The organism is Pseudomonas frederiksbergensis (assembly GCF_001952935.1).
Classification (GTDB): Bacteria; Pseudomonadota; Gammaproteobacteria; order Pseudomonadales; family Pseudomonadaceae; genus Aquipseudomonas; species Aquipseudomonas frederiksbergensis.
The window spans coordinates 760,696-773,182 of sequence record NZ_CP018319.1; the positions used below are offsets into that span (position 1 = coordinate 760,696).

11 protein-coding genes and 1 pseudogene are annotated in these 12,487 nt (G+C 60.2%); 1 reads left to right on the forward strand and 11 read right to left on the reverse strand.

Annotated elements, in window-relative coordinates; translation table 11 throughout:
• Positions 1 to 5: 5 nt before the first annotated feature.
• From PFAS1_RS30305 to PFAS1_RS03865, 3 genes and pseudogenes are all read right to left on the reverse strand, one after another.
• Positions 6 to 1,061: pseudogene (locus PFAS1_RS30305) on the reverse strand (methyl-accepting chemotaxis protein); the annotation flags it as partial.
• A gap of 108 nt (positions 1,062 to 1,169) precedes the next feature.
• A complete protein-coding gene (locus tag PFAS1_RS03860; RefSeq protein WP_076028260.1) occupies positions 1,170 to 2,561 on the reverse strand; it encodes an aminotransferase-like domain-containing protein in 1,392 nt (463 codons plus the stop codon).
• A gap of 184 nt (positions 2,562 to 2,745) precedes the next feature.
• Positions 2,746 to 3,507, reverse strand: coding sequence for an SDR family oxidoreductase (locus PFAS1_RS03865; RefSeq protein WP_076028261.1), 762 nt, complete (start codon positions 3,505 to 3,507; stop codon positions 2,746 to 2,748).
• A gap of 235 nt (positions 3,508 to 3,742) precedes the next feature.
• Here PFAS1_RS03865 and PFAS1_RS03870 point away from each other — a divergent pair, with 235 nt between their 5' ends.
• Positions 3,743 to 4,747: an NADP-dependent oxidoreductase gene (locus PFAS1_RS03870; RefSeq protein ID WP_074879081.1), complete on the forward strand. Its 1,005-nt coding sequence runs from the start codon at positions 3,743 to 3,745 to the stop codon at positions 4,745 to 4,747.
• Positions 4,748 to 4,884: 137 nt separating this feature from the next.
• On the opposite strand, the gene pyrF is transcribed toward PFAS1_RS03870, so the two are convergent.
• The 8 genes from pyrF to PFAS1_RS03910 all read right to left on the reverse strand — a co-directional run bounded on the left by pyrF (position 4,885) and on the right by PFAS1_RS03910 (position 12,354).
• Positions 4,885 to 5,583: an orotidine-5'-phosphate decarboxylase gene (pyrF, locus tag PFAS1_RS03875; protein ID WP_008148060.1), complete on the reverse strand. Its 699-nt coding sequence runs from the start codon at positions 5,581 to 5,583 to the stop codon at positions 4,885 to 4,887.
• A gap of 188 nt (positions 5,584 to 5,771) precedes the next feature.
• Positions 5,772 to 6,827 carry an AI-2E family transporter gene (locus PFAS1_RS03880; protein ID WP_076028262.1) on the reverse strand — a complete coding sequence of 352 codons (1,056 nt, stop codon included), beginning with the start codon at positions 6,825 to 6,827 and terminating at the stop codon, positions 5,772 to 5,774.
• Positions 6,828 to 6,896: 69 nt separating this feature from the next.
• The gene (locus PFAS1_RS03885) at positions 6,897 to 7,703 is read right to left on the reverse strand and encodes a DUF4892 domain-containing protein (RefSeq protein WP_076028263.1); all 807 of its coding nucleotides are present in this window, start codon (positions 7,701 to 7,703) and stop codon (positions 6,897 to 6,899) included.
• 8 nt (positions 7,704 to 7,711) lie between these two features.
• Entirely contained in the window at positions 7,712 to 8,371 is a 660-nt protein-coding gene (locus PFAS1_RS03890) for a glutathione S-transferase family protein (RefSeq protein WP_076028264.1), read from the reverse strand.
• 50 nt (positions 8,372 to 8,421) lie between these two features.
• Positions 8,422 to 9,276: an alpha/beta hydrolase gene (locus PFAS1_RS03895; protein WP_076028265.1), complete on the reverse strand. Its 855-nt coding sequence runs from the start codon at positions 9,274 to 9,276 to the stop codon at positions 8,422 to 8,424.
• Complete coding sequence (locus tag PFAS1_RS03900; protein WP_076028266.1) at positions 9,273 to 10,079, reverse strand: alpha/beta fold hydrolase; 807 nt, start codon at positions 10,077 to 10,079, stop codon at positions 9,273 to 9,275. Before PFAS1_RS03900 ends, PFAS1_RS03895 begins: the two co-directional genes overlap by 4 nt.
• Positions 10,080 to 10,210: 131 nt before the next feature.
• Positions 10,211 to 10,654, reverse strand: a complete 444-nt coding sequence (locus PFAS1_RS03905) for a hotdog fold thioesterase (RefSeq protein WP_076028267.1) — start codon at positions 10,652 to 10,654, stop codon at positions 10,211 to 10,213.
• Between the two features lie 32 nt (positions 10,655 to 10,686).
• Entirely contained in the window at positions 10,687 to 12,354 is a 1,668-nt protein-coding gene (locus PFAS1_RS03910) for an AMP-binding protein (RefSeq protein ID WP_076028268.1), read from the reverse strand.
• Positions 12,355 to 12,487 lie beyond the last annotated feature (133 nt).

Genomic DNA, 12,487 nt, shown 5'->3' on the forward strand with positions numbered 1-12,487 from the left:
CGGGTCACTTCAACCGTTGCACTCAAATCGCCAGAGGCAATCTGTTGAGCAACCCGGATCACGCTGCGCAGCGGTGCCACGATCAACCGGGTAATAACCCAGGCCGCAATCAGCCCGACCAGCAGCGCCAGCGCCGAGGAACCGATGATCAGCATCGAATTCTTTTTCAGCTCCGCCTGCATCGACTGGTCTTCGGCGACATAGGCCTGGTCCACCCGCTCCATCACCTGAGCAGCGCGCTGATGGAGTTGCTCATAGACGGTTTTTTCCTGCGCCAGCAGGCCGGTGTATTCGGCGAGTTTTTCGCTGAATCCGCCAATGTGCCCGACCACTTCATTGAGGACCGTCTGGTAACCCTCATCCTTGACCGTGGTTTTCAACTGCTCGGCCTGGGTCAGCGCCTGGTCGGCCTGCTCGATCTTGCCCTGCCCTGCGCTGTCATCGCCTTTGCGACTCAGGTCCAGGCGCACGCGCGCTTCGTTCATGGCCTGCAACATCAACCGCGACACCTGGCTGACCTGATTGGCCTGTTCGATGAACTGCCCTCCGTCCTTGCCTTCGGATTCCTTCAAGGTATAAGCGCCGTCATCGGCCAGCCCGGCCTGCAGCACGTCGAGGTTATTGGCCACGCTGGACACCGACCAACTGGCCATCTCCAGTGCCAGGTCCTTGCCCTGGCTGAGCGAGACGAACTCGTCGAAGGCCTTGCGATAAGCCCCCAATGACTGCTCCACATCATTCATCACCGGCACGTTGGCCGCAGACGCCGCTTTCAGTTGGGTTGCCAGGGCGATCAAGCCGTCAACGCCCTTGCGTAGCGCATCAGCGGTTTTCGGGTTGCCGTGCAAAGCGTATTCCTGCTCGAGCAGTCTCACCTTGAGCAAACCGCTGTTGAGCGACGACATCTGCTTGAGCCCGTCGAAGCGCTGGCTGATGGTTTGCAGTGACCAAACACCGATGGCCGCCACCAAGGCGGTCAACAGCAGCACCAGTACAAAACCGACACCCAGTTTTTTCGCCATACCGAGGTTGGCAAAACGTCCTTGCACGGCCGAAATCATTGCACTTAGTCCCCTGACATAGTCTGTTGACGCAGATTCGCAACGGGCCTGTATCAACACAAGTCTCTGGCGTCTGAATAATGGCAAAAAGCTACGCTTGCGTCGTTTTCAGAACGCTTGAGGTCGATCCGGAGCGGTGGCCTGAAAAAACGCCCGTGCTCGCGGATCACAGGCATAGGCCACATTGATACGCTGCCAGTCACCGGCCTCTGCGGCGGGACTGAATGCCGTCGCAGAAGACAACAGGACACCGAAGCGCTGGGCTTGTTTGCGCACCTGAGCGTAGTCGGACATCCGTGATCGCGCCCAGATGAACAATCCCCCGGCCGGTTTGCCGAAAACCTCCCATTCGGCGTCTTCCAGCACTTGCAGCGCAGCTTCCCTGTCATTGCTTAAACGCTGGCGCTGGCGCTGGACCAGTTTGCCGTAGGCACCGCTGGCCAAAAGGCTTGCCAGCACCGACTCGCAAAACCGTGAAGCGCCCATACTGCTGATCATCTTGACCTCGGCCAGCTGCGAAATAACCCCGGCGCCGGCCACTACAAAACCGACCCGCATCGAACTGCTGAGGGTTTTGGAGTAGCTGCCGACGTAGATCACGTTGTCATCGATCCCCAACGCAGCGAGGCGCGTACCGGGGCCGCTGTGCAAATCCGCATAGACGTCGTCTTCGATTACCAGAAGGCCATGGGTTTTGGCCAATTGCACAACCCGCTGCGCCACCGCCGGCGCCAGGCTGCTGCCAGTGGGATTTTGATAGAAGCTATTGATAAATATCCCGCAGGGCCTGTACTTGACCAGCAGCGCCTCGAGCGCTTCAATGTCCGGCCCGTGCGGGGTTCGCGGGACCTCGATCATGTTGACTCCGTGCAATCTGAGCAGGTCGAACAGCAAGCAATAACCGGGACTTTCCACCACCACGCAATCACCCGGTTTGAACAAGGTCCGCACGATCAGATCAAGCCCCTGACTGGCCCCCGCCGTTGTCAGGATTCGGCTTTCCTCCACTACGATATCCAACTGTTTCAGGCGTTTGTGGATCTGCTGGCGCAAGGCTGGCAGGCCCAGTGGCGTGCTGTAGTTGAACAGGCCGGCCATGTCGGTGCGACTGACCTGTCGGATCGCGTAGCTCAGGTCGTCAGTTTCACGCCAGCTCTCGGGCAGTCCGCCACATCCCAGCTTGAGTCGGCCCGAGGTGCCGCCCTGTGCCCTTTCGGCCCCCTCGAACCAGGGACAATCCTGTTGCCCCTGAGCGGCCAGCGCTGGGATGGCAACAATGAAACCGGCGCCATGACGCGGAGCCAGCACCCCTTGAGCCACCAGACGCTCACAGGCCTCAGCGACGCTGGACTGACTGAGCAAATTGATCCGGGCGATTTGCCGCACAGAAGGCAAACGCGTCCCCGGTGGCACCTCGCCACGGCACAGCCAGCAGGCTAGCGCGTCGACGATTTGCTGTACGACCGGCACCAATGCCTGTCGATCGATTCTCAACTCCATGAGCAAGCAAACTCCTGTCCGTTTTGCGGGAAACAGTTAATCACAAGAGCGGTCGATCAGTTGTGCGACAAAACCGCCAAAACCCTCGGTTCTAACCATTTGAAACACATTGTCCGCCCCCTTTAAGGAACCGAAAAAAAACCCGCACAAATGCGGGTTTTTTCCTACGTTTCACTGCCTGTATTCAGAACGCCGTAACACCACCGTCCACCGCAAGCGAATGCCCTGTGGTGAACGCTGCGCCGTCGCTGCACAGGTACAGCACCGCGCTGGCGATTTCCTCGACCTTGCCGATGCGCCCGACCGGGTGCATCGCATTGGCGAACTCGCCTTTCTTCGGGTCGGCTTCATAGGCACGGCGGAACATGTCGGTGTCGATGACTGCCGGACACACTGCGTTCACCCGAATCTTTTTCTTGGCGTATTCGATGGCCGCCGATTTGGTCAGGCCGATCACTGCATGTTTCGACGCCGCGTAGATACTCATCTTCGGCGCAGCCCCGAGGCCGGCTACCGATGCGGTGTTGACGATCGCACCGCCGCCCTGGGCCAGCAGTAACGGCAACTGGTATTTCATGCACAACCAGACGCCTTTGACGTTGACGCCCATGATCGCGTCGAACTCGTCGACCGTACCTTCGGCCAGTTTGCCTTTCTCGATCTCGATGCCGGCATTGTTGAAGGCGTAGTCGAGACGGCCGTAGGTATTGACCACCTCGTCCATCAGATTTTTTACCTCGCTCTCCTGCGTGACGTTGCAGCGCACGAAGGTGGCTTCACCGCCAGCGGTACGAATCAGCGCCACCGTGTCCTCACCACCCGCCGCGTCCAGGTCGGCCACTACCACTTTCAAGCCTTCAGCGGCGAATGCCTGGGCGGTCGCGCGGCCAATGCCATTGGCGGCGCCCGTTACAACGGCGACCTGGCCAGAAAACGTCATGCTCATTGTTATGTCCTCGAAGAGAAGATGCGGGGGATCGCGTGTTGGCAATCTAGCCACAAGGGCCTGTGGCGCGGCAGCACTATCAAAAGGCCGGTTGGGTGCCCATGAGTGGCAGTGATAAAACCGCCGGCTCGACTATCACTGCACTGGATCAATGTGCATTCGCCGCATCAGCCAAACTTGCGGCATCGTTCATGAAGGTCTATCAACAAGTCTTCATTCATCTTGAGTGCCTGTCATGACTACCCAGATCAATCGCCAGTTCCTGCTCGCCAAACGTCCGGTGGGCGCGGCGACCCGCGAGACCTTCACCTATCAGGAAGTACCGGTCGGCGAACCGGCTGCGGGTCAGATCCTGGTCAAAAACGAATACCTGTCCCTGGACCCGGCCATGCGTGGCTGGATGAACGAGGGCAAGTCCTACATCCCCCCGGTCGGTATCGGCGAAGTGATGCGCGCATTGGGCGTAGGCAAAGTCGTTGCCTCGAATAATCCGGGCTTCGCAGTCGGGGACTACGTCAATGGTGCCTTGGGTGTGCAGGATTACTTCCTCGGCGAGCCACGAGGTTTCTACAAAGTCGATCCGAAACTGGCGCCGCTGCCACGCTATCTATCGGCGCTGGGCATGACCGGGATGACCGCCTATTTCGCCCTGCTCGATGTCGGCGCACCAAAGGCTGGCGACACCGTGGTGCTGTCGGGCGCGGCCGGTGCGGTGGGCAGCATTGCCGGGCAGATCGCCAAGATCAAAGGTTGCCGGGTAATCGGCATTGCCGGGGGCGCGGACAAGTGCCGGTTCCTGATCGACGAACTGGGTTTTGACGGCGCCATCGATTACAAAAACGAAGACGTCCAGGCCGGCCTCAAGCGCGAATGCCCGAAAGGTGTCGATGTGTATTTCGATAACGTCGGCGGCGATATCCTCGACGCGGTGTTGAGTCGCCTGGCGATGAAGGCGCGGGTGGTGATCTGTGGCGCCATCAGCCAGTACAACAACAAGGAAGCGGTCAAAGGCCCGGCCAACTATCTATCGCTGCTGGTCAACCGCGCGCGGATGGAAGGTTTTGTGGTGATGGACTACGCCGCGCAGTTCGCCGCCGCCGGACAGGAAATGGCCGGTTGGATGGCCAAGGGGCAACTCAAGAGCAAGGAAGACATTGTGGAAGGTCTGGAGACGTTCCCGGAGACGCTGATGAAGTTGTTCAGCGGCGAGAATTTCGGGAAGTTGGTGTTGAAGGTTTAACCCATATTTCAATGCTCCATAAACCGATGTGGGAGCGGGCTTGCTCGCGAAGAGGGAGTTTCAGTCGACATTAGTGTTGACTGATACACCGCTTTCGCGAGCAAGCCCGCTCCCACATTTGGATCTTCAGTGCTTGGTTAAGCGAGTTCGGCGACTACGGCAGCCAACGCCTTCGCCGGATCCGCGGCCTGGCTGATCGGACGGCCGATCACCAGGTAATCGGAACCGGCATCCAGCGCCTGACGCGGCGTCAGAATGCGACGCTGATCGTCCTGGGCGCTGCCCGCCGGACGAATCCCCGGAGTGACCAGTTGCAACGACGGGTGCGCCGATTTAAGGGCCTGGGCTTCCAGGGCCGAACACACCAGACCGTCCATCCCGGCTTTTTCCGCCAACGCGGCCAGGCGCAACACTTGCTCCTGCGGCTCGATATCCAGACCGATACCCGCCAGGTCTTCACGTTCCATGCTGGTCAGCACGGTCACGCCGATCAGCAGTGGTTTCGGACCGGTGCGCTGGTCAAGCACTTCGCGGCACGCGGCCATCATGCGCAAACCACCGGAGCAATGCACATTGACCATCCACACGCCCATCTCCGCAGCTGCCTTGACGGCCATGGCGGTGGTGTTCGGGATGTCATGGAACTTGAGGTCCAGGAACACTTCGAAGCCCTTGTCACGCAAGGTGCCAACGATTTCCGAAGCACAGCTGGTGAACAGTTCTTTACCGACTTTGACCCGGCACAGCTTCGGGTCCAACTGATCGGCCAGCTTCAGTGCGGCGTCACGAGTGGGGAAATCCAGGGCGACGATGATAGGAGTCTGGCAGGCGGACATGAGTGGGCTCTCAGGCAGGTCGAAATCGGCGCGCATTGTAGCGGAACCAGCGCCTCTGCGGGACCCGATGATCGGTAATTCGTCGAGGCGGCTCAAGCAAGACTAGCCCTTGCCCCCATTGTGTCGAGTCAGAGCGTTACCGAACGCTGGATAGCGACAGCAATGGCGCAGGTTCCGAGGGCCTGATCTCAAGGTCGGCGATCCTCGACCCGAGCCTGACTCTTGCTCCAGTCGTTCAGCAGGCTGTAGGCCACCGCCAACAACGTCGGGCCGATGAACAAGCCAATAAACCCAAAGGCTATCAGCCCGCCAAACACCCCGAGCAGGACAATCACCAGCGGCAAATTACCGCCCCGGCTGATCAGGTACGGTTTGAGCACGTTGTCGACGCCGCTGATGATGAACATCCCCCAAACCCCGAGAAACACCGCCATCCCGTACTCACCCTTCCAGGCCAGCCAGGCCGTGGCCGGAATCCACACCAGTGGCGGCCCCATCGGAATCAGGCTCAACAAAAACGTGACGATCCCCAGCACCAACGCCCCGGGAACCCCGGCAATCAAAAATCCGATCAACGCCAGAACCGCCTGGGCCGCAGCCGTCCCGATCACGCCGTTCACCACCCGCTGCACCGTGCCCGCCACCAATTCAATGTAATACCCGGCACGGTCACCAATCAGCCGTTCCAGCAACCCATGAACAAATGCCGCCAGACGCGGCCCGTCACGGTAGAAAAAGAACACGAAGACGATACTCAACGTCAGTTCAAGTATCCCGCCGCCAATCTGCGCACTGCGCGCCAGCAGCCAATTGCCGACCTGGCCCAGATAAGGTTTGACCGCCAGCATCATCGCCGCGCCCTGCTGATCGATGCTGTTCCAGAGCCCCACCAGCCGCTCGCCCACCAAGGGAATACTGCCCAGCCAGGTCGGCGCTTCCGGCAACCCGTCGACCTGCACATCCTTGATGAACGCTGTGGCATCGCGCACATGGTCCGCGAGGTTGAACCCCAGCCAGACCAACGGCAACGCCACCAGCAACATCCAGCCCAGCGTCAGCACGGCGGCCGCCAGGGATTCGCGACCATTGAGCAAACGCGTCAGCAAACGCATCAGCGGCCAGCTGGCAAACGCCAGCACCGCGCCCCAAAACAGCGCCGACCAGAACGGCGCCATCACCCAGAAGCTCGCGCCAAACAGCACCAGGAGCAGGATCTGCACCAACAGCCGATCGTTATTGATCATCTAAATCTCGAAAAAAGTCAGTCCGCAAAAGAGTAGGCGAACGCAGCAAATACGTTCGCCGGATAAAGCTTATCGCAACAGTTGGATGTGCAAGCCAGCACCTTCGACACTACCCGCTTCCATCCTGGCGGTACGCACACCCTGCCCGATCAGTGCCTGACGCCAGGCTTCAGCCTTCGGCCCGGAAATACTGACCCGCAATGTGGTGTCCAGATTCAACCCGCGCGAGATCAGGCGCAGCCAGGTTTCGTCAGGATCGCCGGTCAGTTTGGGGAAATCGAGTTCACCGGTGCTTTTGAGCTCTCGCAGCAAGGTTGCAGAAGTCGGCAGCAAATCACCCAGCGGCGCGGCGGCGTCAAACTGTTCGACGTGCAGATAAGCTTTGCGATTGCCGCGCGTGATGCTGTAAAGCGCTACCAGCGTGTTGTCCTGTGGGGCCGCCAGGCGCAACAGCAAATAGGCTTGCTGATCATCGGCACCATAAAGCTTGGCATTGCCGAAGACATCATTGGCCCACAGGCTGCTTTCGCCGCAATCTCGGGCCTGGCACCAGAACAGCAACTGGGCATCCTGCTTCTGCAAGGCTTCACGAGCGGCGGTGAAGGCCTCGGTGGAGGAATGCTCCGGTGGCAACTCGTAGGTTACCGAAGTGGCTTGCCCTCGGGCAGCGACCTGGCCGTCGAAGCGCAACTGGCCGCTGATTTTGCGGATCGAGCCCAATGGATAGATCCGCTCGAGTTCGGCGACCGGACGATAGTCAACGATCTGCGCATCGACCATACGCGGCACGACCGGCAGGTCCTGACTGCCCGGGACATCGGCGGCAAATAACAGCGGACTGAAGCAACACAGCGCCAGCAGACTGAATGAACGCATGGATAGACTCATCGGATCAGCATGGCCTGGGCACCCTTGATGATACTGGCGTCATCGATGCGCTCAGGCACCAGCAAACCGCGCTGTACCGCTGGACGCGCCTCCATGGTTGCCATCCAGCGCTGCAGGGCGGGCAAACCTTCGACCTCGACACCCGACCATTCATGGCCACGGACCCACGGATAAGTGGCGATGTCGGCAATGCTGTATTCACCGGCCAGAAACTCTACGGCTTGCAGGCGCGTGTCGAGCACTTCATAGAGGCGGCGGGTTTCATGCTGATAGCGATCGATGGCGCCCTGGAGCTTCTCGGGGAAGTAACGGAAAAACACGTTGGCCTGGCCTTGCATCGGGCCGATCCCACCCATCTGGAACATCAGCCATTGCAATGCCACTGAACGCCCCTTGGGGTCTTTTGGCAGCAGTTTGCCGCTCAGTTCCGCCAGGTAAATCAGGATCGCACCGGATTCAAACACGGCGAAATCGCCGTTGGCGCGGTCGACAATCGCCGGAATCCGGCCATTGGGATTGATCTTGAGGAAGCCCTCGGACTTCTGTTCCTTTTTGTCGAAACTCAAGGCGTGCACCGTGTAGGGCAGGCTGAGTTCCTCGAGCACGATAGAGACCTTGTGGCCATTCGGGGTCGCAGCGGTGTAGAGATCTATCATGGTTGTCTCCCATTTCAACCCGCCCAGCCTCGACAGTTGCCCGGCGCAAGTCAAGGAACGGCGAAGAACCGATTGAAACAGTCTGCGACAAGCTCGGCACCGGGTTCGTCATTCAGGTGCAAATGATGGCCGCCAGGCAGCTGTTCACGGCTAAAGGGTAGACGCTCCAGCAACTCGGGATGTTTGGCGAGCATGCCGTCGGCAGCCACCAGCAGTTTTGCAGGACAACTGACTCGCTGGACGAAGGCCATCGCCTGTTCGGAGGTCAGCCGCAGCGGCGACGGCAAGGTCAAGCGGTTATCGGTGCGCCAGGTATAACCGCCCGGCACCGGCATCAATCCACGTTGGGCCAGCAGTTCTGCGGCTTCGCGACTGACAGCGACCAAGCCTTTCATGCGCGCCTCGATGGCCCGGTCGAGGGTGTTGTAGACCGGTTTGCGCTTCTCGCGCAAATCCAGCTGCGCTTGCAGGGCCATGCCCATCCGCTCGGCAGCGTTTTCGCCCTTGTCTGTAGGAGGAATGACGCCGTCGATCAACGCCAGGTGCGTCACGCGTTGCGGTAACGAACCGGCCAGCACCAGCGAAACGATCGCGCCCATGGAATGCCCCAGCAACCCGAAACGCTTCCAGCCCAATTGCTCAGCCACTTGCAACACGTCATGGGCATAGTCCCACAGCGCGTAACCGGCACCGCTCGGCCGATGCCCGGAATGACCGTGACCGGCCATGTCCAGTGCGATGATGCGCAAGCCTTTGAGCTTCGGCGCCAGCCGGGCGAAGCTGTTGGCGTTGTCCAGCCAGCCATGCAAGGCGATTACCGGCATGCCGTCTTCGGGGCCGAACAAGTGCGCTGCCAACTCGATGTGCGGCAGGCTCAGGCGAACTTCTTCAACGACATTGCTCATGCGCAATCCTGTTGGTGGCGACCGTCCCACCGGCTGAGCAGGTTCTTCAGCAGTGTGGCCGTGTCCTGGGGACGTTCAAGGGGAAACATGTGGCCGCCTGGCATGGTCAGGGACTCGCCCAGCGGCAAGCGCCCCACGAGGCTTGCGTGATGACGCATCACCACCCGACTCTTGTGCCCGCGAACCACCGCCAGCGGCACTTTCAGTTGCCGTGTGCGGCCGGGACTGGTGTGCGGCACGCCGCGGTAGATACTGATTTCCGTGGCCGGGTCGAAGCGCAGGCGCAACCGGTCGCCCACCTTGTGCAAGCCATGTTGCAGGTAAGCGTCGAAGCATTCCGGGTCGAAGCCGCGAAACAGGGTTTTGCCCGCGAAATAGAGTCGAGCCGCTTCCAGATCGGTGAACTCTTCCCGCCGTCCCAACGTACGGCCGGCCGGGGTCAGGCGATCGATGAAACCGAAGCGTTTGGCAGCGCGGATCACCCATTGATCAGCGCGGGTCAGCACCGGCGAATCAAGCATCACCACGCCGCGATAGAGCTCGGGGCACCGCAACGCCGCGTGCAGATGCAACACGCCACCGAAGGAATGGCCTACGCCCCACACCGGTTCCGGTTGTTGCTCGAGGTGATGAATCAACTCGTCGACCAGGTTGTACCAGTTGTCATCCGCCGGAAAACGCGGGTCGTGGGCGTGCTGCTGCAGATGCGTCACCTGGTACTCGGGCGCCAGCGCCGCGAATAACTTGCCGTAGGTGCCCGAGGGAAACCCGTTGGCGTGGGCGAAAAATATCTGTTGCGACATACCTGTGATCCATCAACGAAAACGAGGGTTGATTGTCCGTAAGACGACGTCCTACAGCAATGACCGTAAGCGCCATGAATGATGACAGTCCGGTCAAGGAGGCTGCGTTCGGCTGCTACATGGAAAGCGTTTCAGCGGGAGGGTGGATTCTCACCCAATGGCACCACCGCCATGGTCAACCGCGACACACAACTGGCCTTGCCCTCATCGCTGGTCAAACGGATATCCCAGACATGCGTCGTGCGACCAATGTGAATTGGCTTGGCCACCGCCGTGACCCGCCCACTGCGCAAGCCGCGCAAATGGTTGGCGTTGATTTCCAGGCCTACGCAGTAAAACTTGCTGGCGTCGATGCACAGGTAACTGGCCATCGAGCCGACCGTTTCGGCCAGCACCACCGAGGCGCCGCCGTGCAGCAAGCCGTAAGGCTGGTGAGTGCGATGGTCGATGACCATGCTCGCGGTCAGGGACTCTTCGTCGAAGGCTTCGAAGCGAATATCCAGCACTTCACCGATGGTATTTTTCCGGGTTTCGTTCAAATGTTCGATGCTGGGAGTAGTACGCCACAAACTCATAGTTACTTTCCTTTGTAGGTTTTATTCGTGACTCAATCCTGCCACAGCACCGCTTCACTGCGCTCGCTCCATTCTTTGAAGCGGGCACCGTAGGCGGCTTCGATCACATTGCGCTTGATCTTCAGGGTCGGCGTCAGAAAACCGTTTTCCACCGCCCAGCTGTCCTTGACCACCACCAATCGATGCAAGCGTTCGTGTTTGTCGAGGACGCCGTTGACCTCTTCCAGGAGTTTTTCCAGGCTTGAATGCAGGCCCGCCCGCGCCGCTCCGCTGGCGTCCTGCTGACCGACCGCCGAGAGCACGCACAACCCCAGCGGCGCACTCAGGCCATCGCCCACCACGCACACTTGCTCGATGCGCGAGTGCTCCGCCAGACGATTCTCGATCGGTGCCGGGGCGACGTATTTGCCTTTGCTGGTCTTGAAGATTTCCTTCAGTCGCCCGGTCAGGCGTAGGTTGCCTTCGGCGTCCTCCTCACCTTTATCGCCGGTGCGCAGGAAGCCGTCTTCATTGATGGTTTCGGCGGTTTTCTCGGGTTCCTTGAAATACCCGAGCATGGTCGCGCCGCTGCGCACCATGACCTCGCCCGACTCGGCGATCCGCACCTCGACCTCCGGGCAGGGCTTGCCGATCCAGCCGGGTTTGTTCTGGCCCGGCAGGCAAATGTGCGAATAACCACAGCTTTCGGTCATGCCGTACACCTCCAGCACATCCAGCCCCAGCTTGCGGTACCACAGCAGCAAGGTCTGCGGCACGGGCGCGGCGCCGGACAAGGCGATGCGCAAGGCATCCAGCCCGAGCCCGGCCAGGATTTTGTGGCCAACCCGCTTGCCGATGATCGGCAGACCGAGCAGGAAGTCGAGGCGCTTTGCCGGGATCTTGCTGTACACGCCCATCTGGAATTTGGTCCAGATCCTCGGTACGCCGAACAGCGCGGTCGGTCGTGCACGGCGTAAATCGGTCAGGAAGGTGTCGAGGCTCTCGGCAAAAAACACCGTTTGTCCGGTGTAGATCGACGCCAGCTCGACGAACATCCGTTCGGCGACATGGCACAGCGGCAGGTAGGACAGCAACCGATCCGACTCATTCAAGCCAAACAACTGCGTGCCGCGAGTGGTGGCAAACCCCAGGTTGGCGAAACTGTGCATCACGCCTTTGGGCATACCGGTGGTGCCGGAGGTGTAAATGATGGTCGCCAACTGGTCGCCGGACGGCTTGGGATCGTCCTGGATCGGTGTGCTCTTTTGCAGGTCGGCCCAGCTGTAGTCGAACGTTCCAGGCGGATGCAACGGCAGACTGATCGTCGGCAGATCGGCGCTGACCCCGCGAGACATGCCGGGCCAGTCATCGAGTTTGCCGATGAACGCCAGCGCCGCTTCGGAGTGTTCAAGGACCTGGGCCACGGTCTCGGCGGTGAGGTTCGGGTAGAGCGGCACCGACACGTGCCCGGCCATCCAGATCGCCAGGTCGGCGATGATCCAGTGCGCGCAGTTTTTCGAAATCAGGGCGATGTGGCTGCCTTGGGGCAGTTCGCGCGCGCGCAACCAATGTGCGGCGCAGCGCGCCTGATGACCGACGTCGCCCCAGCTCAGGGTTTCGACCTGGCCGCCGCCCGTGGGCTGGACCAGAAAGCGCTGGCGGGGATGACGGGCCTCGCGCTCGTAGAAGACGTCCAGCGGCAAACGAAAAGCAGCAGGCATGCGACTCGCTCCTTTATTTTTGGTCTGGAGCAAGCGTAGTCAACCAAGCAAGTGCTTGGTTAAATTATTTGAGGGTAGAGCCAGATCAAAAGACCGCAGCCTTCGGCGGCTCCTACAGGCTGCGGTCTTTTGG